The 24,248-nt window shown below is 69.0% G+C and carries 19 protein-coding genes and 1 other RNA gene; 9 read left to right on the top strand and 11 right to left on the bottom strand.

Annotated features, from left to right (window positions below):
* Positions 1–27 precede the first annotated feature (27 nt).
* Positions 28–405: RNase P RNA component class A (gene rnpB, locus LQK93_RS00675), an RNA gene on the top strand.
* A gap of 629 nt (positions 406–1,034) precedes the next feature.
* Here rnpB and LQK93_RS00670 read toward each other — a convergent pair.
* Entirely contained in the window at positions 1,035–1,730 is a 696-nt protein-coding gene (locus tag LQK93_RS00670; protein ID WP_374969664.1) for a hypothetical protein, read from the bottom strand.
* 205 nt (positions 1,731–1,935) lie between these two features.
* Positions 1,936–2,775 carry an alpha/beta fold hydrolase gene (locus LQK93_RS00665; protein WP_374969663.1) on the bottom strand — a complete coding sequence of 280 codons (840 nt, stop codon included), beginning with the start codon at positions 2,773–2,775 and terminating at the stop codon, positions 1,936–1,938.
* 683 nt (positions 2,776–3,458) lie between these two features.
* On the opposite strand from LQK93_RS00665, the gene LQK93_RS00660 reads away from it, so the two are divergent.
* Positions 3,459–4,205, top strand: coding sequence for an FG-GAP repeat domain-containing protein (locus tag LQK93_RS00660; protein WP_374969662.1), 747 nt, complete (start codon positions 3,459–3,461; stop codon positions 4,203–4,205).
* A 1,117-nt stretch (positions 4,206–5,322) separates the two neighbouring features.
* On the opposite strand, the gene LQK93_RS00655 is transcribed toward LQK93_RS00660, so the two are convergent.
* Both LQK93_RS00655 and LQK93_RS00650 read right to left on the bottom strand, forming a co-directional pair.
* Positions 5,323–6,063 carry a GAF and ANTAR domain-containing protein gene (locus LQK93_RS00655; protein WP_374969661.1) on the bottom strand — a complete coding sequence of 247 codons (741 nt, stop codon included), beginning with the start codon at positions 6,061–6,063 and terminating at the stop codon, positions 5,323–5,325.
* A 599-nt stretch (positions 6,064–6,662) separates the two neighbouring features.
* Positions 6,663–7,883, bottom strand: coding sequence for a PP2C family protein-serine/threonine phosphatase (locus LQK93_RS00650; protein ID WP_374969660.1), 1,221 nt, complete (start codon positions 7,881–7,883; stop codon positions 6,663–6,665).
* A gap of 596 nt (positions 7,884–8,479) precedes the next feature.
* On the opposite strand from LQK93_RS00650, the gene LQK93_RS00645 reads away from it, so the two are divergent.
* Positions 8,480–8,950, top strand: a complete 471-nt coding sequence (locus LQK93_RS00645; RefSeq protein WP_374969659.1) for an ANTAR domain-containing protein — start codon at positions 8,480–8,482, stop codon at positions 8,948–8,950.
* Between the two features lie 72 nt (positions 8,951–9,022).
* On the opposite strand, the gene LQK93_RS00640 is transcribed toward LQK93_RS00645, so the two are convergent.
* The 3 genes from LQK93_RS00640 to LQK93_RS00630 all read right to left on the bottom strand — a co-directional run bounded on the left by LQK93_RS00640 (position 9,023) and on the right by LQK93_RS00630 (position 13,138).
* Positions 9,023–9,271 carry a hypothetical protein gene (locus LQK93_RS00640; protein ID WP_374969658.1) on the bottom strand — a complete coding sequence of 83 codons (249 nt, stop codon included), beginning with the start codon at positions 9,269–9,271 and terminating at the stop codon, positions 9,023–9,025.
* 1,052 nt (positions 9,272–10,323) lie between these two features.
* Positions 10,324–11,910, bottom strand: coding sequence for a ribonuclease J (locus LQK93_RS00635; protein WP_374969657.1), 1,587 nt, complete (start codon positions 11,908–11,910; stop codon positions 10,324–10,326).
* A gap of 724 nt (positions 11,911–12,634) precedes the next feature.
* Entirely contained in the window at positions 12,635–13,138 is a 504-nt protein-coding gene (locus LQK93_RS00630; protein ID WP_374969656.1) for a GNAT family N-acetyltransferase, read from the bottom strand.
* A gap of 451 nt (positions 13,139–13,589) precedes the next feature.
* On the opposite strand from LQK93_RS00630, the gene LQK93_RS00625 reads away from it, so the two are divergent.
* Complete coding sequence (locus tag LQK93_RS00625; RefSeq protein WP_374969655.1) at positions 13,590–14,285, top strand: phosphotransferase family protein; 696 nt, start codon at positions 13,590–13,592, stop codon at positions 14,283–14,285.
* Between the two features lie 3 nt (positions 14,286–14,288).
* Positions 14,289–15,314, top strand: a complete 1,026-nt coding sequence (locus LQK93_RS00620) for a molybdopterin-dependent oxidoreductase (RefSeq protein ID WP_374969654.1) — start codon at positions 14,289–14,291, stop codon at positions 15,312–15,314.
* Between the two features lie 27 nt (positions 15,315–15,341).
* On the opposite strand, the gene LQK93_RS00615 is transcribed toward LQK93_RS00620, so the two are convergent.
* The 3 genes from LQK93_RS00615 to LQK93_RS00605 all read right to left on the bottom strand — a co-directional run bounded on the left by LQK93_RS00615 (position 15,342) and on the right by LQK93_RS00605 (position 18,480).
* Positions 15,342–16,169, bottom strand: a complete 828-nt coding sequence (locus LQK93_RS00615; RefSeq protein ID WP_374969653.1) for an LLM class F420-dependent oxidoreductase — start codon at positions 16,167–16,169, stop codon at positions 15,342–15,344.
* A 102-nt stretch (positions 16,170–16,271) separates the two neighbouring features.
* Complete coding sequence (locus tag LQK93_RS00610; RefSeq protein WP_374969652.1) at positions 16,272–16,676, bottom strand: VOC family protein; 405 nt, start codon at positions 16,674–16,676, stop codon at positions 16,272–16,274.
* A gap of 739 nt (positions 16,677–17,415) precedes the next feature.
* Positions 17,416–18,480, bottom strand: coding sequence for a response regulator transcription factor (locus tag LQK93_RS00605; protein WP_374969651.1), 1,065 nt, complete (start codon positions 18,478–18,480; stop codon positions 17,416–17,418).
* A gap of 69 nt (positions 18,481–18,549) precedes the next feature.
* Here LQK93_RS00605 and LQK93_RS00600 point away from each other — a divergent pair, with 69 nt between their 5' ends.
* The 4 genes from LQK93_RS00600 (at position 18,550) to LQK93_RS00585 (ending at position 23,033) form a co-directional block, all read left to right on the top strand.
* Positions 18,550–19,896, top strand: coding sequence for a glutathione-independent formaldehyde dehydrogenase (locus LQK93_RS00600; protein ID WP_374969650.1), 1,347 nt, complete (start codon positions 18,550–18,552; stop codon positions 19,894–19,896).
* Between the two features lies 1 nt (position 19,897).
* Positions 19,898–20,470 carry a type 1 glutamine amidotransferase domain-containing protein gene (locus tag LQK93_RS00595; protein ID WP_374971557.1) on the top strand — a complete coding sequence of 191 codons (573 nt, stop codon included), beginning with the start codon at positions 19,898–19,900 and terminating at the stop codon, positions 20,468–20,470.
* An 87-nt stretch (positions 20,471–20,557) separates the two neighbouring features.
* Positions 20,558–20,938, top strand: coding sequence for an SCP2 sterol-binding domain-containing protein (locus tag LQK93_RS00590; RefSeq protein ID WP_374969649.1), 381 nt, complete (start codon positions 20,558–20,560; stop codon positions 20,936–20,938).
* A complete protein-coding gene (locus LQK93_RS00585; protein WP_374969648.1) occupies positions 20,931–23,033 on the top strand; it encodes a glycogen debranching N-terminal domain-containing protein in 2,103 nt (700 codons plus the stop codon). Before LQK93_RS00590 ends, LQK93_RS00585 begins: the two co-directional genes overlap by 8 nt.
* A 31-nt stretch (positions 23,034–23,064) precedes the next feature.
* Here the strand turns inward: LQK93_RS00585 and LQK93_RS00580 are convergent, their stop codons facing one another.
* Positions 23,065–24,132, bottom strand: a complete 1,068-nt coding sequence (locus tag LQK93_RS00580) for a glycosyltransferase family 4 protein (protein WP_374969647.1) — start codon at positions 24,130–24,132, stop codon at positions 23,065–23,067.
* Positions 24,133–24,248 lie beyond the last annotated feature (116 nt).

Below are 24,248 nucleotides of genomic sequence, written 5' to 3'. Positions count from 1 at the left end.
CATACTCCCCCTATGCTTGGTGACGGATGAGTCGGCCAGACGGTCGCGTCAGGACCTCGGTCCTGCCGAGGAACGTCCGGGCTCCACAGGGCAGGGTGGTGGCCAACAGCCACCCGGGGTGACCCGCGGGACAGTGCCACAGAGAACAGACCGCCGGCAGCCCTCGGCAGCCGGTAAGGGTGAAACGGTGGTGTAAGAGACCACCAGCGCTCCAGGTGACTGGAGCGGCTCGGTAAACCCCACCCGGAGCAAGTCCAGACAGTGCACGTTCGAGACCGGCCCGGTCGAGTGCACGGGTAGGACGCTCGAGCCGACCAGCAATGGCCGGCCTAGATGGATGGCCGTCGCCGCGTCACGGGCAACCATGGCGCGGAACAGAACCCGGCGTATCGGCCGACTCATCCACTTTCAGGTCTCTGACCTGCGGTTTTGTGTTTCGGCACCCCCGTTGGCCCGCAAATAGTCCGCAAATTTCGGAGGACTCCGTCGACGGCGGCCCGCGTGCGCTCGTCGTTGTCGGGCCACAGGTGGCTGTAGGTGTCTAGGGTCTCGCTGGCGCTGGCGCTGGCGTGCCCCACACCTACCGATCGCCGAAGACAGAAGTCAATCGCGGCAGAAGCGGACGCGCTCATCACCGCTCGACTCCCCCCGGTGGCATCGGGATGCACCCGCACAACGCGATGCAGGCGAGAACTGTCAGGCGCAGTTGGTCGCAGACGACGGAGGCTTGTCGAGCTTTGTGAACGACTCCTGGTGGCCAGCGTCATCGGTGAACGTCGCCACATCGTGAGCGACAGTCACTCGGCCGGGCTGACTCGGGTTGCTCCAGCCGGGTGGCGGGTTGCCATCGTTGACCAATGGGCCGCCCACCCGCTCGAACCAGTCGAGCCCGACCGGCGGCTCCGTTGCCGCGCAAGAGGGTCTGACAGCTGACGCCCCTTCAGAAGGCCTCATGGATCAATGTCGCTCGTGCCGCTCGCGGCACAGTCGGATGTTGTCCGACGACCGGCATGTGAGGACGTTGCCAACGGCTCTCAAAGTGGTCGAGGAAGCCACGGCGGGGCGGGGTTGACCCGGTCGCCCCGCCAGCTCAAGTCGTCGAGGTAGTCGACCTCAAAGGTCTCGAGTCGGTGGTCGTCCAGTAGTCCCTCGACGACTGCATCGTCGGCGGCGACGAGGGTGCTGTCCCAGTCGATGTCGGTGGCCAGGCACCACGCGCGGTCCCGTGGCCACACCAAGCTGGCCGACTGCGGAAACAAGTCATCCATCCCGGGCCACGTGGTCACGACACCTTTTGGTCCGGTGAACAAGGCGTAGTCCCGGCCGCCCCACCCGGGCATGACAACCTCAGGCGCCTCCAGGTCAGTCCAACTACCCCAGCCAACCCAGACGGCGAAGACCCAGTCGTCTCCAGGGAGGTGATCGATAACGGCGGCTTGCACGTCCGGCGGCATCGATCCTTCCTCAGGGTCGTCGTCGCCGACGCGGCTTGTGCCGTCGAAGTCCGGGCAGATACCGCACCACTGCGCGAGCGGATGCATCGTCCGGTCGTTCGCGGCCGCAACCTGTGCCCACGTCTTCCCGCCCGCCGGGTGGAACACTCGTACGACCCTCGGGAACCCGGTCGGCACGACGGAACCGACCGGAACCCCGGGAAAGTGGTCGCCGAGGAGTCTCTCGTTGACCCAGTCACCAGCGTGTGGATCTGTGAGTCGGCTGAGCCCCGCCATGGGGCGATCATGCCTGACATCGGCAGCAACCGAGCGGTCTAGCGCGCCTCAGGCCCGCGGATGCCGTCGTCGTACAACACCGTCCCGAAGGCGGCATGACCCGGCGAGCGTAGCCGCCCTCAACGCGGCATTTGCGGACGTTCACGTCGCGTGGTGGCGCTGCGGCAGGTGAAGCGGGTCGGAACATCCGACTCGGCGTGGAGGGCTACGTGAGGAACGCCCGCATCGCCGCGAGAACCTCGTCACGGCTGTCGATGAACAGGTAGTGGCTGGCGTGGAGCTCGAGGACGTGAGGATCCACCGATTCCCGTGCGAAGCGGTCGCGGCAGGTGACCCGCCACGTCGCCTCGGGCCCCTGCCACTGGTCCCCGAGCGCGTAGATGGCCAGCGCGGGTGCGGTGATGTCGGAGTAGGGGTGCCGGAAGGCCCTCAGGGCCTGAACGAACGGAGCAGCGGCCGCGGCGGAGAACTTGTCCACCACCGACCCGTCCGCGTGGGTGTCCACGGAGGTGCGCATCATCGCGTCGAGGGCAGGGCCCCTGATGTCGTCGGGGAGCAGGGAGTGGACGCAGTCGACGTAGTCCTGGTACGAGGCGAATCGGTCCGGGCCTGCGGCCTCTTCGGGCCACTCAACTGTAGGGCTGTCGGCCCAGTCGTAGGCCCCGTCAAGGTAGACGATTCTGGCGACGCGTCCGGGGTGGTGAGCGGCAAGGGCTGAGACCTCACCCCCTCCCATCGAGTGCCCCGCGACGTCGGCACGCTCGATGCTCAGGGCGTCGAGCAAGCGGCGCGCGTCCTCGGCGCCATCGGCGAGCGCGTGGCCGCTGTGGACGTGGTCGGTCAGCCCGTGCCCGCGCCGGGTCAGGGCGAGCACTCGGAACCGGTCGCTCAAGTGCGGCGCGAGCTCGGCAAAGACGTGGGCGGTGCAGCCCAGGCCGGCGAGCAGCAGCAGCGGGTCTCCGTCGCCGCCCCAGTCAAGGTAGTGGAAGCGGACGCCGTCAAGGATGACGAACTGGTCGGAGGGCATGTCGATGGGACCCGGCACCCGGTGACCGTACCGCGACGGGGACAGGACGCAGACCCGCTCCTGAACCAGGCACCCAGCCTGATAGGGGCAGTACCTCGCTCATTGCGGCAGATGAGTGCGTTGCCGTCTCAGGGCTTCGAGGCGCGAAAGAGCTGAGCTAGGAGTTCGACGAAGGACTCCAGCGCGGCATCCAGCGGCATCGCACCGAGCCCGTCAACGGACTGCGCAGCCTCGTCCAGACGAAGCGGGTGGACCCAGAGGCGGAGTCCGCCTGGGCGGCAGTGCGGTGGGCCGTCGACCGGGTCCTGTGGAGGCACCGACGAAGGCGCCGTAGTCGTCCAGGTAAAGCGGGCAGTACGACCTACCTGTGCCGATTCGATCGGCTCCACCCGCAACCAGCGAAGCGGGACCGCTGCGCTCCAAAGCGTTGCGGGCACGGCGCTGCGGTTGGCGGCGTACCGTGATGCTCGCCGCTCACATTTGTCAGCGGAAGGGGCAGCGCGGAAGCTGAAGGGGCCGCGCGCACGTATGGGGGGATCATCGTGAATAGTGCAATACCTCTGCGCCGCCCACTTGTGGCGGCGCTGGCCGTCGGGGCGGCCAGCCTGCTGACGAGTCTCACCCTGTCGGCCACGAGCGCCTCGGCGCAGGCGCCGACGTTGGCTGCGGTTGGCGCGGTAGTTGCGCCGACCGCCACGACGGTGGCCACGGTCACTCGGACCACCACAATCGCGTACGGCCAGAACGGGGACATCCCCGTCGCAGCGGACTTCACCGGTGACGGACGAGCAGAGATCGCGGTGTTCCGGCCCTCCACCGGGACCTGGTACATCCGGGGCGTGTCAGTCGTGCGCTACGGCCAGAACGGGGACATTCCCGTGCCAGCGGACTTCACCGGTGACGGACGAGCAGAGATCGCGGTGTTCCGGCCCTCCACCGGGACCTGGTACATCCGCGGCGTGTCAGTCGTGCGCTACGGCAACCCGGGCGACATTCCGGTCCCGCGCGACTACGTCGGCGGCTCCGGCGCCCAGATCGCGGTGTTCCGGCCCTCCACCGGGACCTGGTACATCCGGGGCGTGTCAGTCGTGCGCTACGGCAACCCGGGCGACATCCCGGTCCCCCGCAACTACGTCAGCAGCACCGCGGCCGAGATCGCGGTGTTCCGGCCCTCCACCGGGACCTGGTACATCCGGGGCGGGTCGACCTTTCCTTACGGGCAGAACGGTGATGTGCCTGTGCCGGCGAGGTACACCAGCACGAGCGTCAAAACCGCCGCCGTCTGGCGGCCGTCGAACGGGACCTGGTACATACGCGGTGGCAGCACCATCTCCTGGGGTATCCGCGGTGACATCCCGCTCGCCGGCAACTTCCTCGGCACCTCCGTTGCGGACCAGGTCGTGTTCCGGCCTTCCAACGGCACCTGGTACCTGCGCTGGCAGGAGTGAGACGACCACGCCAACTCCCCCGGGCATGATTCATGGACGCCCCTACCCCCGGGGGCGTGGTCATTTCTCTCCCTTCGCGGCCATGCTCGAGGACCTCAGCAGGGCAGCCGGGACGGGCCCGGGAGGGCAACTGAGTGACGACTCTGGCTCCAGCGCGGCCGGCTCACAACTCACCACCGACTCTTCGGACAAGCCACTTCCCGAACCCGTCACCAATCAGCCTAGAACCGCGCTCCCGTCGGCGTCTTGACACAGAGAGGAGCCATGTGAGTGAAACTTCGTCCGTCGGAGGGGAGGCTCGGAGAGGCGCGCGGATCAGAGTGGGTGGCCCCGGTCGCTCTTGTTTTCAGAGGCGCGTACGGCCCCTCGCAGTAGGACCGGGCAGGGGAGTGGCAGACATCCGCTGGAGGCGGCAGGAGTCCGCGAAATTTCTCCACCCGCCGCGGTGCCGGGCACCCGGGGCGGCAGGCAACGCACGCGCGAACGACCCGGGGGAAACGCATCGACCTCCGCCGGTTCCGTGGCGTGCGGCCACGCCTCGTTCAACAACCTCCCCGGGCGAAGCGCGTCACAGGCGAGCGTGCCCGATGTGTGCGGCGTCGGCGGGTAGGCGACGGTCAGTGCCACCGCCCGGATCCCCCAGCTCAGTCCCTTCCTGTCGGGCGGTGGCGCCCCAGCGTCCCGACGGCGCGCTCGTCCATGGTCACGACAGGGCAGACGTGTGAATCGTTGGCCATGACGCGCGCACCACGTATCTCGGCGCCGCCTCGAGAGTGGTCGCTTGGTTTGGGTCGCGAAGAGAGCCCCGACACCGGTCGACGCGGGTATGCGTCGAACAGCTGCTCGCCGGCGCCGACCCCGGTGGCCGCGCTGGTACAGGCGTTCTCGCATCCGGCCAGCGCCTACAGCGAGGGCGCGAGCCACCCTCACCGTCGTCGAACGAGCGGTCAGCCACATTCACGGGGCCGGTGGAGACGCAGCCATGGCCGCCTTCCTTGACGACCTCCAACACCAGAACGACGAGCCGGCGGCGTAGAACAGGTAACTGAGAGACCCTCGATGGCCGTCGTGGCCTCGTCGGTCGCGCGTCCGGTGGTGCGCCGCGGGGAGGTCGGTGCTAGCCGAGGCGCCCCGTGTGGGTGAGTTCCTCGGCGACCTCGTACAGCTTGCGATTGTTGTCCTGGCTCACCTTGACGAGGACCCGGAACGCCTGCTCCGCGGTGAGTTGGAACCGCTCCATCAGGATGCCCTTGGCCTGACCGATGACATCACGGGTGGCCACGGCGATCCTCAGGTTGTGGACCTGGCCGGCATCGGCGAAGGCGACCGCGGCATGACTGGCGAACAGCAGGCCGATCTCCTCGGACTCCGGCGTGAACCCGCCGGGGGTGCGGCCGTACAGGTTCAGCGCCCCGAGGTTGTCGCCCTCGACGTACAGCTGGAACGAGAGCATGCTTACTGCCCCCAGCTCCAGGGCTCGCGGGGCAAAGCGCGGCCATCGCCGCTCACCGGCCATGTCATGAACGCGGACGGTCTCGTGCTCGTAGGCCGCGTCGAGGCACGGGCCCTGTCCCGTCTCGGTCTGGGCGGCGTCGACCAGGGCAGGCAACGACCCCGAGGGGTGCTGCGAGGTCACCGTTCGTCTCCCCGTCACAACGCTGATCGATCCCTCCTCGGCGCCCGGGATCAGCTCCACTGCCGCGGCCACGATGTGCTCCAGCACCGCGTCAGGATCATCGTCGGCCTGGACCATGCGGGCGAAGTTGCTCAACTCACGCGCGAGCACGCCACTGGTCGCAGCGGAGCCCGTTCGTCCCGTCGCGGCCTCGTTTCCACCTGCATGATCCGCCGACGACATCATCCGAGCATAGGAGCAGTCCTGCCTGGCGCACGGCACGTGATGGTGCATCGCCGATGACGTCGATACCGACGGCGTCGAACAGGCGGTCTGCCTCGTGCTCGATCTGCGCCAGCCGCTCGAGCTCATGTAGCCAGGCCGCACGAATTCTCATCCGTCGACGCCCCACGCCCCACGCGTCACTGAGTGCCTCAACGATGCGGGGGCCCCAACCGCCCTCGGCGCCCGGTTCGGGTGCCACCTCGGGGGAACGGCAGAGCCGTCGGTAATGCTGACCGTTACGGATCTCTCATGCATCGTGAGCGCAAGTTGCAGACCGCCACCGCCATGTCGAATCGCGTTGGTGACGAGTTCGCTCACTGAGTTCAGCATCATGCAGCCAGTCGTCATCGGTGCAGTTCCAAGACTCAAGGACCGGACGGATCGCCTTCCGGGCGGCCGATGCTGCGCCGGCGTCGAAGGGGGGGCAGATCGATTTGGGCCGTAAGTTCGGCCACTGGGGCCTCGATTCAGAGGAATCGGCGGTCGACCGTCTGGCGCGTTGCCCCGCGGGCGACCGCGGAAACGGCCCTTGAAGGGGACCAGCGCGGCCGAAACGGTCAGGAGGCCGCACCGTGGACCGTGCTGTCAGCGCCGAGCCGAGCCGAGCCGAGTTCAGCTCTCCCCTCGCCGGTGTGGCTCAGCGGAGCGTCGAGCCCCGGCGGGTGGTCGGCGGGGCTACCCGCCACCGGGGGCGAGGAGGTGTCCGGGACCGTTGGCTCACGCGGCCTCAGTACGTCTCGGGGTTCGGGTGTGCTCTCCCCGTCGGGAGCGGCGTACTCCAGGAGGAGCAGTGCCAGGTCGTCGGCGAGGCGGGCCCCGGGGGTGTGTCGTCCGACGGCTTCGAGCACGGCGTCCATGGCCTTGAGGACCTCTGGTCCACTCAGCGCCGGGCCCAACGCGAGCGGTGAGAGGAACTGCCCATCACGGTCACGTGCCTCGGACAGGCCGTCGGTGTACAGCAGCAGCCGGTCTCCCGGGGCCCACGGCACGGTCAGGTCCCGGTAGGGCTGCCTGTCAGGCAGGCCCATGCCCAGCGGTAATCCGGGCGGGGCCTCCAGCAGTGCCAGTGAGCCGTCGCTGCGGCGCAGCAGCGCCGGTGGGTGTCCGCAACTGACCAGGACGATGCCGGAGGGGTCCGAGACGTCCACCAGGAGCGCGGTGACGAACTCCTCGGCTTCGAAGAACCCGGCCAGGTAGCTGTCCATGGCTTCGGCCACCAGTGGCAGCGTCGGTTCCAGGGCCGCGGACTGGCGGAACGCGCGGATGACCCGGGCGGCCTGCTCGACGCCGGCGATGCCTTTGCCACGGACGTCACCCACGATGAACCGCACTCGTTCCGGATCCTTCGACGCGGAGCTGGTGTAGCGGTAGCAGTCGTAGAGGTCGCCGCCGACCACGGCGTCGCGCGCGGCCGAGACGTACCGAGCGGCAACCCGGACAGGCCCTGCCTGGGCGGGCACGATCGGCAGGATCGCTCGCTGGGCCGTGTCTGCGATCGCGACCAGCCGGGCGACCTGTCGTTCGCGCCGAACCCGGACCGTTGCGACAGCAACCGCGGCGACACCGACGAGCAGCACATCAACGATGCGGACCGCCTGCTGCGCCGTTCCCCAGGTTTGGTTCCAAATCCCCGAGGCCGCGGCCAGGACGGTGGCCGTGGCCGCCAAGAGCGCAGTCCACGCCGGGGAGAGGACTGCGCACGCGATCAGTGGGGCGATCCCGTACAGGACGCTGAGCGTGAACGTCGGACGAGGATGCAGGACGTCGATCAGCAACACCAGTGCCAGCCAAGCCACTGACGCGCCAAGACCCCTTGACGCCGCTCGCTTCTCAGCATCCATCCGTGGGCCTTGGGTCACACCCACCGGCCCTCCTTCGCCACGCATCTGTGCGTCACTCCCGCGGAACCAGCTCCACCCTTCATCGAGTCGGGGCGCTCGGCGGCGGCGCGTGACCGGAGGCCCGGCCCCTCACCGCGGTGACGTCGAAGTCAACGAAGAGTGATGGAGCCATCCTATGGACGAGGAGCCGGCGATGCTCACTACCGGCCTCGCGTACGGCTGGCTCACGACCATGTGGCTCCTGCCCTGATGACCCCTTCATGGAAGTCTCCCACCGGACACCCACACATCGGCAGCTGCTTCACTGTCTGCGGCATGGTCGGACGTCGTTCGAGGAGCGGCATGACGTTGCGTTGGCAACCAGGTCAGATCAAGGTCTCCGCAAGCCCGTCGTGCTCAACGATGAGCGCCTCCTCGGAACTGCCCGGCCGGAGCACATGGCGCCGCTATCTGCACTTGAGGGTCTCATCCAGGCGGAAATGCAGCTGGTGGCGCCGGATGGAAGTCTGTGCCGGCATCCACATAATGTGGGCATGGTGAGCCAGGAGTCCGTCGAGAACCTTGAGGCACGAGTAGAGAACGTTGAGGCGCGAGTCGAGAATCTGAGCGCAAGCGTCGCTGTCAACCGGGATGACATCGACGCGCTGCTTGCGGGCGGCGCCCGGGCCGACCGGCGAGCCGACGCCGGTGAGGCGCTGGCCGCCGACGACCGACGCCGGATCCACGAGCTCGAGGTCCGCGCTGACGTGGACCGCGAAGTGCTCGCCGAACTTCAGATGGAGGGCCTGATCGCCAAGGAGGAGGCGGCCCACCTGAAGGAAGCCCTCCGCTCCTCCCGGATGATCGGCGCCGCCCTGGGTATCGTTATGGCCGACCGCCGGGTGAACCAAGAGGTCGCGTTCGAGGTCCTGCGCAAGGCCAGCAGCCTGAGCAACCGCAAGTTACGCGCGGTCGCCGAGGACCTCGTGTTGACTGGTGACGCAAGCGGCCTGCCCCCGGTGTAACGCTGCCCGGATCCTTGGGATGCGCTCGCGGCGCTGAGTTCCGGGTCAGATCCCATCTGAAGCCCGAGGGCGTCAGTCCTCGACCGGGTCGATCGACAGCGCGACCGGGTCGATGCCGGCGATCCCCCACAGGTGGGTTGCGAGGCGGCCCAGGTCATCCGCGACCTGGAATGCATTCCTCCCGTGGTCGGCACGGCGACCGCGGTCCCTCCGTTGAGCGGATGGGAAAACGACCACGCCGGCCAGGGGGGTGAGCAGACGCTCGTCGACCTGCGGGGAAAGCACCTCGTCGAAGGCGGCGTGGACGGCAGAGTCAGGCATGGCGCTGGCGGCATTGGCAACCCGCGCCTGTCGGGCTCGGCGGCGTACCTTTCCATGGCGTCGAGCAGTACGCCGTGAGCGGGCCGACAAGAGTGCCGGGTCGACCTACCCCGCCCGCAGGACTTGCACGTTCCCCCTAGCGGCGCGGACCAGGGTTCTGAGTTCCGCCGACTGCGCCCCCGGTGGCGTGGGAACGGGCGGCTCGGCTGGCATCGGTGACTCCGATCTCTCGCCGCAGGATGCGCCGCCCCCCGAACCCTACGCCCGCCCGTTCACCATCCCGCGGGGCGTGGATGGTGGCCGTCCTCGCGTGCGCCCTCGAGGGGGCGCGCGAACCACCCGCCTGAGCTACGAACCCGACCCGTGTCTGAGGCCAGCACCTTTTGCTGCAAGCTTCGGCGCCCGGGCGTGCGGCATCGTGTCCAGCGGAGCGCACGCCCGCCACGGTGACGGTCTTCCTTCGGTGCACAGGTGACCGAGGAGGGGGCACCACCGTACTAAGAAGCGCGGCGAGGAAGGACCCCAGAGCACGCAAGGGGTTCCATCGCCGAGTCCTCGTTTCAGGCGTGATAGAGCCGGTCCTTAGCGATCGCGCACCGTCACCGCGTCGCTACGACGTCGGCCCGCTGAGCCCTACAGGAAGCGCGAAGCCTCCGCCCACAGAGAGGGGGCGGTCATCGAAGCGGGACATTTCAGGACATTTGGGTACGACGTTTACAGCGCCACCGCCCTGACTTCAGCAGGGAGGCCCAGGCGGTGGCGCGCTCATCTTCTCGCCGCGCAACCGACTCAAGGGGCGCGCCATTGCAGGCGGATGCGCACGGGCCGGACGGGTGACAGGTTTTCAGCCGGGGCATTGATTCCTCGGTCCGGCGAGGGTTGAAGCGTGACGCCTCGCCATCGCCTTTCGGGATGTCAGGCGCCCGGCGCGACGTCCGGCGCGCCCTGTCGGGCCCCGACGAGGACGTCCGTCTACCCCATGTGTGGCCCCGGTGGGCGCGCAGGAGTGACCGCTCCCTGTGTCTGCGGCTGTGACTGTGCCTGAGGGCGGCTCACGCGTCGACGATGACCGGGATGATGAGGGGGCTTCGGCGGGCCTGTCGGTGCACCCACGTGGACATCGCTTGCCGGACGAGGTCCTCGACCTGCTCGAGGTCCTCGATGCCTTCCTTGGTGGCGGTGGTGAGGGCCTTCTGGATGGCCGGGGTGGCCTTGGCGAAGTCGCCGGGTGCGTGTTCGAACCCGTGGGCGAGGTAGTCGGGCTCCTCGGTGAGCTTGCCGGTGGCGGGGTCGACGATGCACACGATGGTGATGACCCCTTCCTCGGCGAGGGTGCGGCGCACGTGCAGGGAGGCCTCGGTGGCGCCGCCGACGGTCATGGCATCGACGTAGACGAGCCCCGCGGGGACGGTGCCGGTAAGGCTCGCCGTGCCGTCGACGAGGTCGATGACGGCGCCGTCATGGGCGATGAGGGCGCGCTTCGCGTCGACACCGGTGCGGATCGCGAGGTCCGCGTTGGCCCGCAGGTGACGCCACTCCCCGTGAACCGGCAGCACGTTCGAGGGCTGGACGATGTTGTAGCAGTAGGCCAGCTCGCCGGCACTGGCGTGGCCCGAGACATGCACCTTGGCGTTTCCCTTGTGCACCACTTTGGCACCCCAACGGGTGAGCTCGTTGATCACCCGGTAGATCGCGTTCTCGTTGCCCGGGATCAAGGAGCTGGCCAGCAGCACCGTGTCGCCCTCGGTGACACGGATGGGGTGGTCCCGATTGGCCATCCTCGACAGGGCAGCGAGCGGCTCACCCTGCGACCCCGTGCAGATCAAAGCGATCTGTTCGGCGGGTAGGCGCTCGAGCTGCTTCAGGTCGACGACCAGACCCTTGGGGATGTTCAGGTAGCCGAGCTCGGCCGCGATACCCATGTTGCGCACCATCGAGCGGCCGACGAAGGCCACCTTCCGTCCGTGGTCGCGGGCCGCGTCGAGGACCTGCTGGATGCGGTGAACGTGACTGGCGAAGCTCGACACGATGACCCGGCCGGGCGTCGTCCGGAACACGGCTTCGATCGCCGGGGTCAGCTCGCCCTCGGACACGGTGAAGCCGGGGACCTCCGCGTTGGTCGAGTCGACCAGGAAGAGGTCGACGCCTTCCTCGCCGAGGCGGGCGAAGGCGCGCAGGTCGGTGACCCGGCCATCGAGTGGGAACTGGTCCATCTTGAAGTCGCCGGTGTGCAGCACGAGGCCGGCGGCAGTGCGGATGGCGACGGCGAGCCCGTCGGGGATCGAGTGGTTGACGGCGACGAACTCGCAGTCGAAGGGCCCGAAGGTGCGTCGGTCGTCCTCGCTCACCTGCACGGTGACGGGGGTGATGCGGTGCTCCTGCAGCTTCGCCTCGAGAAAGGCGAGCGTCAGGCGAGAACCGACGACCGGGATGTCCGGCCGCTCACGCAGCAGGTAGGGCACGCCCCCGATGTGGTCCTCGTGGCCGTGTGTGAGCACGATGGCGTCGACCTTGTCGAGGCGGTCTCGGATCCACGAGAAGTCAGGCAGGATCACATCGACGCCCGGCTGGTGCTCCTCAGGGAACAGGACGCCGCAGTCGACGACGAGCAACCGTCCGGCGTGCTCGAAGACCGTCATGTTCCGGCCGATCTCACCCAGGCCACCCAGGGGAACGATCCGCAGGCCGTCGCGTGGCAGGGCGGGAAGTTCCTGAGACCGTCGGGAGCCGCGTCCCCGGCCACCACGAGCCCGCTGCCGGCGACCGCCATCCGCGCTCACAGGCGACCTCCGGGACCCGACATGACGGCCTCGCGGACCAATCGGCCCGGGGCCCGCTCGGGCACTGACCGGCTGGGTGGGGTGTGCAACTGCGATCTCATGGTCATCCTCCTCGTGCTTTGGCAGCGGCCGGGCGGCGACGAAGCGAGGTGTCGCTTCGCTTACCCTGTAAGGCGCACTTTCGTCAGGGCAGGTATGTCGCAGAGAGAGTAGTTCCATGAGCCTCCCTGCTGCCTGTCGGCCTACACGAACCCTTGGTCGTTTAGTCGCCACCTTCGATATCGCGGTGCGAGAAGGCAGTGCCGGATCTACTGCGGATCGCCAGTCTGAACACCAACCACAAACTCCGCGACATCGCCCTCGACGTCATCGACTCCGGCACCGTCGACGTCACCGCGCACGGGCGCGCCTAGCGCTCGCCTCAGTCACGAGGGTAGGCCGGAGGCAGCGAGCCGTCGCCCGGCTTGCTCGGCGCCTGCGCCGCCACACACGTCGGCGGGAGCTGAGTCCCCGGTAGTGGGTGAAAGCGGTCGCCGAGTTCGTCCCCGGCAGGGGAGTGGCAGGCGTCGCGGCAGGGGGTGGGTCACTCGGCCAGATGGGCCAGGGTGCAGTCGTCGAGCCAGCGGCCGTCCCTGCCCAGCACCGCGCAGCGTTCGGTGCCCTCGAGGCGGAACGCGTTCTTGGTCAGGACTCGGATGGACGCGGCGTTCTCGGCGAAGGTCTTCGCCACGATCCGCCGGATCCCGGCATCATGCAGGGCCGTGATCAGCAGCGCGGTTGCTGCGCTGGCGAGCCCCTGGTGCCAGTGGTCGGGGTTGATCGTGTAGCCGAGGTAGAAGTCGTGGACGGCAGGCTCGGGCCCGAGGGACTCCGGCCGGTATGTGCGGCCGCCGATGTCGCCGACGACCTGCCCGTCGAGGACGACCGCACACAGCAGCGAGTCGGGCTGCGAGAGCCGGTCGGCGATCAGGGCTCTCGTCTCGTCGAGGGTGTCGACGGTGCGGGCGACGTAGGCCTGGCACTGCGGGCGACGTTTGTATGCCAGGAGCGCGGCGGCGTCGGCGTCGTCGGCTGGCCGCACGCTCACACGGCCGTCGGTCAAAGGCCAAGGAAGGTCCATACCGACCGGACCGTAGCCCATCAGTGCAGTCGACGCCTCGCGTTGACGGTCGCCCTGCAGGGGCATGCCGCTCGGAGCCGGCGGAGTCGGTGTCCGAAAGCGAGGTTGTCGGGATTGGAGTTGAGCCGGTACCGCGGAGTCGGCATGCTCCGGGCATGACGGTTGGGGGCCACGCGGTAGGGGAGCGCATCGGGTATGCGTACGCGTCGCCACGCGTGCATCGCTGAGTGGGGCAACGACTCGGCGCGCGTGCTCGCCGCGCTGCCGACCCACCCGTGCCTGCCTAGGCTGCTCGACGTCTACGACGACGGGGACTTGGTGGCCCTGCTGGTGGAGGACCTGCCCGGGGCGCCGCCGCCCGCGCTGGCGCCGCGAGGATCTTCGGCGGGTCGGTGAGGCCCTTCGAGAGCTGCGGCCGGTGCTGGACGCGACCGACCTGCACGGTTTGCCGGCGGCCAGGGAGTCCTCGCCGATCTTCCTGACCCGCTGGCGAGAACTTGAGGCCCCGCTGCACCTGCTGGACCCGTGGTGGGCGGCGCACCACGACGAACTGACCGGGCACGCCGAGCGGGCGGCCCTCATCGACGGGCAGGCCCTGCTGCACTGGGACATCCGCGCCGACAACGTCATGCTCACCGGCGACCGGGTCGTCGTCATCGACTGGGCCCGGACCCGACGCGGCGCGCCGTGGATGGACCACGCCCTGCTCGCCCTTGACTGCTCGATGAGCGGCAGCGAGCTCGCCACCGCGCAACTGGCGGATACCGATCCGGTGTTGCGAACCCGTGACCCGGGCGATCTGCTCGCCCTCGCTGCGGCGGCAGCCATGTCGTTCGCCGCTCGCACCACCGAGCCAGCACCGCAAGGCTTGCCGACCTGCCAGCCACGAGCGCGCGCTGGGCCGACGCCCTACGGCCCTACCTGGCAAGCGCGCTCACGCCCGGCCCACCCAGCCGGTGAGTCTGGTGACTCTCACGGGCCGGATCGAGGTCGCTGGAACCGTGCGACCACCGCACGGTGGTCCGGGCCGGTGTCTACGGCGACCGTGACGTCCTGGCCTGCCGCTGCGGCGAACTGGCGCGGGCGAGGTCGTGGGGGAGCGCGGCACACTTGACAGATGGTCGTGCTTTCCCGGCCCAGCCGGCAGACGAACCTCGCCCTGCTCCTGCTGCTGGCGGGAGCCTTTGTCACCGGTTGGTTGGCGTTCGGGGTCGAGGGCTCGCCGCAGTCCAGGGTCGTGAGCGTGGTGCACGGCACCTTGGGCCTGGGCATTCTGGTGCTCGTCCCGTGGAAGACCGTCATCGTGCGACGTGGACTCCGGCGGCGGCGTCGGCACACGGTCGCGCTCGCCTTGGCGGTGGTCGTCACTGTCAGCCTGCTTGCCGGGGTGCTGCATGCCATGCTCGGTCCCCTCGAGGTCGGGGGCATCCGTGTGCTGGCCGTGCACGTCGCCTCCGCCGTCGCGGTCGCGCCACTCGTGCTGCTCCACGTGGCGCGCCGCGCGCAGCGACCGCGTCCGAGCGACCTTTCCCGGCGAACCGCGTTGAGAGCCCTCGCGGTCGGTGGCGCCGCGGCACTGGCGTACGGCGCGGCGGAGTCCGTCACGTCGGTGGCGGGTCTCCCAGGTGAACGCCGTCGGGCGACCGGGTCCTACGAGGTGGGCTCAGGCGTCCCCTCCACGATGCCGGTCACGCAGTGGTTCACCGACGACGTGGCCCGCATCGACCTCGACACGTACGCACTCCGGGTCAGCCGGCCCGGTGAGCCGACGACTGCACTGTCCCACCGAGAGCTTCTGGCGATGAGTGGAGCGACGCAGGTGGCGGTCCTGGACTGCACGGGCGGGTGGTGGGCCGAGCAGACGTGGCGCGGCGTCAGGCTGGACACCCTGCTCGGGACCCCGGACCACGGATCTGTCGCCGTCCGTTCGGTGACCGGGTACACGAGACGCTTCCCACCCGAGGACACCTCCGTGCTGCTGCTGGCCACCCACGTCGGCGGCACCCTGCTGACGGCCGGCCACGGCGCGCCGGTCCGGTTGATCGCGCCCGGACGCCGGGGTTTCTGGTGGGTCAAGTGGGTCGACCACGTCAGCGTCGAATCGCAACCCTGGTGGTCACAGCCGCCGTTTCCCCTGCAGTAGGGGCCGGCCTGACGGGCGGTGGGCGGTCTACTCGCCGTGCAGGTCGGCGATCGCGGACTCCCACTCGTCCAGGGCCCGCTCGACCGGACCACGCGGGTAGGACGGCAGCCAGTGCACGACCCGCTGGAAGCCGGCCTGCTCGTACTGCTCGAGCACGCGTGGGTCGGCCGGCACGCCCATCACCATGAGGTCGATGTGGCGGTCGGCACGTGCGCGCAGCTCGCGGGCCCGCTCGAGGACGGTCGGGGCGTGGTTGGGGAACCACGCGTCGCCGAAGGCGAGCACCCGCTCGTGCACCGTCGGTCCGAGACCTCCGACGAGCACGGGTGGGTGCGGGCGCTGGGCGGGCTTGGGCCAGGACCAGATCCGGTCGAAGCTGACGTGCTCGCCGTGGTAGCTCGCCTCGTCCTGGGTCCAGATCTGCTTCATCGCCTCGACGCGCTCGCGCAACACGGCCATCCGGCTGCGCGGGTGGGTGCCGTGGTTCTTCATCTCCTCGCGGTTCCAGCCGGCTCCGACGCCGAACTCCATCCGCCCGCCGGAGAGCACGTCGACGCTGGCGACCTGTTTGGCGGTGATGATCGGGTCGCGCTGGGCGACGAGGCAGACGCCGCTGCCGACCCGCAGGCGGGAGGTCGCGACGGCCGCGGCGGTGAGGGTGACGAACAGGTCGTGGGTGTGCCAGTACTTGCGGGGCAGCTCGCCCCCGTTCTCGTACGGCGTGGTTCGGGCCGCTGGGATGTGGGTGTGCTCGGCGAAGAAGAGGGACTCCTGCCCCGCCTCCTCCACCAGGGCAGCGAGGGCGCCCGGCTCCATGGCGTCGTGGGTGGCGAAATATCCGACTCCGAACTCCATGCCCTTCACGGTACGCGGCAAGGCACCGGTCCGCGCCCGGGCGACCCGAGCGGCCGCACCTCGGCACGACCGATCAGCGACAGATCCGCAAGCCTGCGACCGTCAGCGCGTGGTCTCTTCGACCAGGAGGATGCGATTACCGTCGGGGTCACGGAGGTATGCCATTGGTGGCACCGGCCCCTCGCCGGTCCTCACGTCCTCGAAGTCGACGCCGCGCGAGTGGAACTCCGCCATCGCTGCTGCGAGGTTGGGCGTGTCGAAGCCAAACGGGGCTTGGCCGCCTGGCTGCGGGTCCCCTTCGCGCATCGGCAGGACGAGGGCGACCACCGTGTAGGCACCGACGGGAGCTACCTCAATCCATCGGAAGCCCTCGCCGAAGTCCGTGTCCGTGCGCACCTCGAAGCCGAGCTTGTCGCGGTAGAAGGCCAGCGCGCGGTCCTGGTCGCTCACCGCGAGGTACACGGTACCCACGCCCGGGATGTGCTGGGCGGCTCCGGTGTCTGGCATGCGGACGCTCCCTTTTGACTCGACGTGATCACCCTAACCACTGGCCCGGGGTCGAGCTCGCCCCAACGCCGACGCATCAACGTGTCTGACTCGATCACAGCGCGCAGCCAGCGTCACGAGCGGAAACCGCCGCGCAGCGACTGTCGCTCTCGGACGATGCCCATGGGCTTCTGGCGCTCGGACTGGGCTGGCGAGATCGGGCGCTCGGATACGGCGACCGCGTCGCTGGGCCGGCCGGGCTGTAGACCTCGACGAGGTCGGTCTTCGGCCCCGAGGTGGTTCCGGATCTGCCAAGCGTCGAAGGCCTAGCCGCCCTCCAGGCCATTGCAGGCGGCCTCGGTCATCGCGCGGCCACCGTGCTTGCTCAGCCTCGATATGTACGCGGGTCTACTGGTTGATGATCAAATGTTGAGTAGCGATGGGGGAGCAAATGCGCAGCGAGCTATGGGCCGACCTGCTGATTCGTGCAGCCATCTTGGCGGTATGTCTTGCAGCGACGTCCTGGCCTACAGCAACGCGCACGACGCATTTGGTGCAGTGGGCGTAGGCGCAGCGGGAGGGCTTGTCGGCGGCTCGATCGTCCAGGCACTGCGAAGAGTGAGGGCGCTCAGGAGGAGGGAGAACTCGCCGCAGCTCGCCCTGTGACTCGCGGCTGGGCTCGCAGCCGAGCCGCGCGCACATGTGGAGCGGACAGAGCCGCTCGCGCCCGTCGTCCTGGGCGCCTTGCTCAACCCCCGCATCAACCGAGGAGCGCGGTCGGTGCCTGCGTGGTCACTCGAACTGGGAGCATTGGGGCCTTGACCGCCGTCAGGAGTGCTGCGGGGACGTAGCAACCATCCCGCTCTGCCTGGACCGCCGCCATGGTCCTCGTCGGCACCTCCAGCTTGTGCAGGATGTGCTCCACGTGAGCGGCCACGGTCCGGGGGGCGACGGTGAGTTGGGTCGCGATCTGCTGGTTCGAGTGGCCGTCGACGATCAGCCCCAGCACCTGCATCTCGCGGGGCGTGAGGCCACGGCACTCGGCATCTGGTGTCAGCAGAAGGGTGCCGAGCACGAAAGCCGGTGCGTCGGCTGCCGCGAGGACGGTGATGCGCGCGTGATGGGCGGGGCCGTGGCTGTGCTGCGACGGCCACATGAAGGACCGGTACACCTCACCGGCCAGCAGCGTCTGCCGGGCGATGTCGAGGACCACCGAGTCGACGAGCGACGGGTGGTGTTCGAGTCCTGGCAGCGGGTAGGTGCTGCCGTCTCGGAGCAGCACGGCGCCGGCCGTCGCACCCCGCACGAGGCGCGCGGTCGCGAGCAGTGAACGCAGCGGGGACACTGCCCGCGCGATCAACGGAGCGAGCTGCCCGATGCTGTCACGCACCACACCGGACGGTGGCTGGGTACTGGAGTACAGCAGGCTGAGCATCCCGAGGTAGGGGCCACCGGGCTCGACGAGTGGCACTGCCAGACCGTCGCGAAAGCCGGCCGGGATCAGGCACTCCGCCCACGTGGGGTGGTTCTCGATGGGGACCGGCAGCTCCGTCACGGCGACGGGCGCGCGGTCGTGGTTGAGCTCGGCCAGCTGGATCTCCCGCGCCACCGTCGGACGATCGAGGTAGTCGAGGACGGGTCGCTCCAGCCCGGTGATTCCGACGGTCGCGTAGACGTGCGACCCGGGGTCGGACAGGGTCAACCAGATGGCTTCGACGGGCAGCCACCGGTCCAGGCTCTCCACCAGGCCTCGTGCCCGTTCCAGCAACGGAACCGGGGACGCCGCGATGTCGATCATCTCGGTTATCGGCACATCGTTCGGCACGGCGTTTCCTTCCGCGACTCGCAGCCGGAAGCGGACGCGAGCTCCGGGCGGTGCCAGGCCCGCATGCTCGTGAGCGGCGGCGGAGAGTTTCAGATCGAAGGGCACCTCCCTCGTACCCAGGGCGGCGACGCCGAACCGCCTGTCGCCAGCCGGTATCGGCACTTCTGCCGATACCGGCCCCGGACGTCCTCCGCCTGTAATGGAGACGGCCGCCCGAGCGGCGGGCGGCTGCTCAACTGGCGACGAGGAGGCAGCATGAAGGCAGTGGTGTACGACGGGCCCCGGAAGGTCAGTGTCAAGGATGTGCCGGACGCCCGGATCGAGCGGCCGACCGACGTATTGGTGCGGATCACGTCGGCGAACATCTGTGGCTCGGACCTGCACATGTATGAGGGTCGGACCGACTTCGAACCCGGTCGCTGGTTCGGGCATGAGAACATGGGCCAGGTCGTCGAGGTTGGCGATGGCGTCGACAAGGTCAAGGTCGGTGAGTACGTCGTCCTGCCGTTCAACGTCGCGTGCGGGCACTGCAAGAACTGTGAGCGGGGACTGACCAACTACTGCCTCACCGCGCAGCCGGTGCCCAACTGGGCAGGTGCGGCCTACGGCTTCGCCGACATGGGCCCGTGGCCGGGAGGGCAGGCCGAACTTCTCCGCGTGCCATGGGGGGACTTCAACTGTCTGCGCCTGGGGGAGGACGCCGCAGAGAAGCAGACCGACTACGTGATGCTCGCCGACATCTTCCCGACCGGTTACCACGCCACCGAGATGGCCAACGTGAAGCCCGGCGACCAGACGGTCATCTACGGCGCCGGCCCGGTGGGGTTGATGGCGGCCCTCTCGGCGACGATCAAGGGCGCCAGCAAGGTGATGGTGGTCGACCGGCACCCCGACCGGCTGCGGCTCGCCGAGGAGATCGGCGCCATCGCGATCGACGACTCCAAGGTCGACCCGGTCGAAGCCGTTCTCGAGATGACGATGGGGCTCGGCGCCGACAACGGCTGCGAGTGCGTGGGCTACCAGGCGCACGACACCCAGGGCCACGAGCACCCGAACATGACGCTCAACCGGCTGGTCAAGTCGGTGCGGTTCACCGGGGAGATCGGCGTGGTCGGCGTCTTCGTCCCGCAGGATCCGGGTTCGCCGGACCCGCTGTACAAGGAGGGGTTCGTCGCCTTCGACTACGGCGAGCACTGGTTCCGCGGCCAGAAGATGGGCACCGGGCAGTGTCCGGTCAAGCGGTACAACCGCGCGCTGCGCGACCTCATCGCCGCAGGCAAGGCGAAGCCCTCCTGGATCGTCAGCCACGAACTCACGCTGGACGAGGCGCCCGAGGGCTACAAGCACTTCGACGCCCGGGACGAGGGCTGGACCAAGATCGTGCTGCACCCCGACATGGCAGGGGCGGGTGTCTGACATGGCCGGAGAGCTGAGCGGACGACGAGTCGCGATCCTGGCCACCGACGGAGTGGAGCGGGTGGAGCTCGAGCAGCCCCGCCAGGCGCTGGACGAAGCCGGCGCACGGACCACGTTGCTGTCGATCAAGACCGGTGAGATCGCTGCGCGCAAGTTCGACCTGGAGGACGCCGGCACCTTCACCGTGGACCGGCTGGTCAAGGATGCGTCGCCCGACGAGTACGACGCGCTGCTGCTCCCGGGCGGCACCGTGAACCCGGACAAGCTCCGGATGGACCCCACGGCGGTCAGCTTCGTGCGGGACTTCATCGACTCCGGCAAGCCGGTGGCGGCGATCTGCCACGGGCCGTGGCACTTCGTGGAGACCGACCGGGCGCGCGGTCGAACGCTGACCTCCTGGCCGAGCGTGCGTACCGACCTGCGCAACGCCGGAGCGACCGTGGTCGACGAGCAGGTGGTCACCGACGGCTCCATCACCACCAGTCGGATGCCGGACGACATCCCGGCTTTCAATGAGCGGATCATCCAGGAGTTCGCCAAGGCTCCCCACGCTGCCGCCGTAGGGGGTTCATGACTCGACGACCGGGAGGTGGCGAGGGGTCCGCGCCGGCGGATCCCTCGTTCGCCGGCGCGGTGCGAATGGGTCGGAAGGAAGGACTCGATGATGGATGCGACCGATGAGTTCTTCGAGGAGTTGGCGCGGAACGGACGCGAACCGACACTGAAGAGGCTCAGAGCCACGCTGCGCTGGGACATCGTCGACGGCGACCACACCGACCACCGGCTGGTCCGGATCATCCACGGCGACATCAGGGTGACGGCGAGCGACGAGCCCGCTGACTGCGTGATCATCGCGGAGCGCGGCGTCTGCAACGACGTCATCACGGGTCGAACGAGCGCCCTCGCGGCACTCCTGCGCGGCGCGGTGGCGGTCGAGGGGGACCGGGAGCTGATGGTGCTGGCGCAGCGGCTGTTCCGCCGTCAACGTGCTGCCGCCGCCGGCCGCAGTTACCCACCCCAAGGAGGCGCAGTCGATGGCTGAGCACCTCGTCCAGATCCTCCATGGCAACACCTTCGTGGTGAGTGACGCGCAGGGTGACATCCAAGCCTCCGCCACCGACCCGTCCGGGCTGTTCGCGCTCGACACGAGGTTCCTCTCGCGCTGGGTGCTCACGGTGGACGGGGAGCGGCTGACCGCGCTGTCCACCGATGACCTGCACTACTTCGAGACCCGGTTCTTCCTGGTGCCCGGCTCCGGCACCGTGTACGTCGACGCGAAGACCACGGTCATCCGCCAGCGGGCGGTCACCGACGGTTTTCGGGAGCAGCTCGCGGTTCTCAACCACGACGTGGACCCAGTCGCGCTGACGATTCGGATGGACGCAGCGGCCGACTTCGCGGACCTGTTCGAGATCAAGGACGCTCTGGAGAAGAAGGGCACCAGCTCCGTCGACGCGGCAGGCGGCCAGCTGGTCATGTCCTACGAGCGCGGGAGCTTCCGCCGCACCACCACCGTGTCCTCGACCGAACCAGCCGAGCTCGATGACGGCGGCCTGCAGTTCCGCATCCAGATCGAGCCGCACAGTTCGTGGAGCACCGAGCTCGACGTCCGTGTCGCCAGCCTCGGTCCCGGCGGGCGTCCGCTCAGGCCTCGGGAGTCCGCCGACGAGAGGCGAGAGGTGCTGGCGGACCTCGAGCACTGGATCGCCGACGCGCCGGGCCTGACCTGTGACTGGGACGCCCTCGTCACGACCTACCGGCGCAGCCTGGTGGACCTTGCGGCACTGCGGTTCTCGCCACTGATCGCGAACGCGCAGAACGTGCCCGCGGCGGGCCTGCCCTGGTTCATGACGATGTTCGGCCGCGACAGCATCTTCACCAGCCTGCAGGCCTTGCCGTTCACTCCGGAGCTGGCGTCGACGACCTTGCGGGTGCTGGGCGACTGGCAGGGGAACCGGGTGGACGACTTCCGCGACGAGGACCCGGGCCGCATCCTGCACGAGGTGCGATACGGCGAGATGACGGCGTTCCAGGAGCGACCGCATTCCCCGTACTACGGCAGCGTCGACGCCACACCTCTGTACGTGGTCCTCATGGACGAGTACGAGCGATGGACGGGAGACGCTCAGCTGGTGCGCGACTTCGAGATGGAGGCGCGAGCCGCCCTCAGCTGGATCGACGACTACGCCGACCTGCAGGACAACGGCTACATCGCCTACCAACGACGCAACGAGGACACCGGTCTGGAGAACCAGTGCTGGAAGGACTCCTGGGACTCGATCTGCTACAGCGACGGCCGGCTGCCGGGCTTCCCGCGGGCCACCTGTGAGCTGCAGGGCTACGCGTACGACGCGAAGATGCGAGGCGCTCGCCTCGCTCGGCAGTTCTGGAACGACCCCGCCTACGCCGACTCGCTCGAGCGACAGGCCGCTGACCTCAAGACCCGGTTCAACCGTGACTTCTGGGTCGAGGACGGGGAGTACTACGCGCTGGCTTTGGACGCCGACGGAGCCAAGGTGGATGCCCTCACCTCCAACATCGGCCACCTTTTGTGGAGCGGCATCGTCGACACCGACAGGGCGGCGGCGATCGCCGGACACCTGCTCGGGCCACGGCTGTTCTCCGGCTGGGGAGTGCGTACGCTGGCCGAGGGCGAGGTCAGGTACAACCCGATCGGCTACCACGTCGGGACGGTCTGGCCCTTCGACAACTCCTTCATCGCCTGGGGGCTGCGTCGCTACGGTTTCACCGCCGACGCCGCCCGTGTCGCGGCAGGCATCCTGGATGCGGCCGATTTCTACGACGGTCGCCTGCCGGAGGCCTTCGGCGGCTACGAACGCGGACTGACCAGGTACCCGGTCCAGTACCCGACGGCGTGCAGCCCACAGGCATGGTCCACAGGAACGCCACTGCTCCTCCTGCGTACGATGCTGGGGCTCGAACCCGTAGGAGACCATCTGGTCGTCGACCCGGCGCTGCCGGTCGGCATCGGCCGCATCGAACTGCTGGACATCCCTGGTCGCTGGGGCCGGATCGACGCCTTCGGGCGCGGCCGGGTCCATGTCGACCCCGGGCCGAAGCTCCGTCCCCAGCTCGCCGACCAAGCCCCCACGCACCACCTCGGACAGGGGTCGTGACGGGGTCTCGGCCGGTCACCTCCGCGGCTGGTCAGGCCGCGGACACCCCTCTGCTGCTTCGTGGGCGGTAGCGGGGCACCGGACCGGACAGGAGCTCCTCGTAGAGCCGGACGTGCTCGGCGACCATGCGGTCGCTGCTGAACCGGCGGGCGGCGACCGCACGACAGGTCGCACGGTCGAGTCGTGGGACCTCCAGGAGCGCGGCGGCCAACGCCGGGACGCCCGTGGCGAGGTAACCCGTGACGCCCTCCTCCACGAGCTCGGGGGCGGAGCCGACCGGCGTAGCGACGACAGGGGTCCCCGCGGCGAGTGCCTCGATCATGACGAGGCCGAAGGGCTCGGCCCACTGCATGGGGTTCAGCAGGGCGAACGAAGCTCCGACGAGCTCCAGCTTCTCGTCGAAGCCCAGCTCGCCCAGGAACTCGACGTCGGAGCACAGGAGCGGCTTCACCTCAGCCTCGAAGTACTCCCGCTCGGCCGGTTCCCGGACCTTGGCGGCCATGCGCAGCGGTACGCCCGCGGCACGCGCCACCAGTGCCGCTTCGCGGCATCCCTTCTCCGGCGACATCCGTCCGAGAAAGCTGGCGTACCCCGCGTCTCCTGGGCCCTCCGGCACGGAGTCCACGTCCAGGCCGTGGTGTATCACGCCGGCCACGGGCGCTCCGTCCGCGGTGGTCGCCTGGTGGTGTGAGATGGCCACCAGGGCAACTCCTCGCATGGCCCGGTACAGCGGCCCCAGCATCTCGTCGAAGGGCCCGTGTGCAGTCGCCACCACGGGCGTGCCGACCGGCGCACGACCGCACAAGGGGCCGGCCAGGGTGTGGTCGTGCACCACATCGACGTCCGTCATGGCGGCGTAGCTCGTGAGGACGTGGCGCAGGTCGGTGTTCGTGTCGACCAACACTGGTGCCGACTGCGGGGCGTCGACCGTGCCGCTGACCCGCCGCACCGGGGAAGTGCTGTTGCGTGCCGCAGCCAGCAGGACCTCATGGCCGGCGCGGACCAGTCCACGCGCCAGCCGGTCAATGACGGACTCCGTGCCGCCGTAGGCGGGAGGGGGCACTGGTACGCCGGGAGGGGCGATGAGGCCTATGCGCATGTCGACGTTCTCCTCAGGATGATGCGGACCGCGGCCGCAGCCGAGCGGATCTCGGTCCTAATGGCAGCAGCCCGGCAGCCAGGCCCGCTATCGGCAGATCGACCCAGTTCGCCTGC

The sequence above is a fragment of the Terrabacter sp. BE26 genome (assembly GCF_041941675.1).
GTDB lineage: Bacteria > Actinomycetota > Actinomycetes > Actinomycetales > Dermatophilaceae > Terrabacter.
Note: the sequence above shows the minus strand (reverse complement) of the source record. Positions and strands in the feature narration are given on the sequence as shown.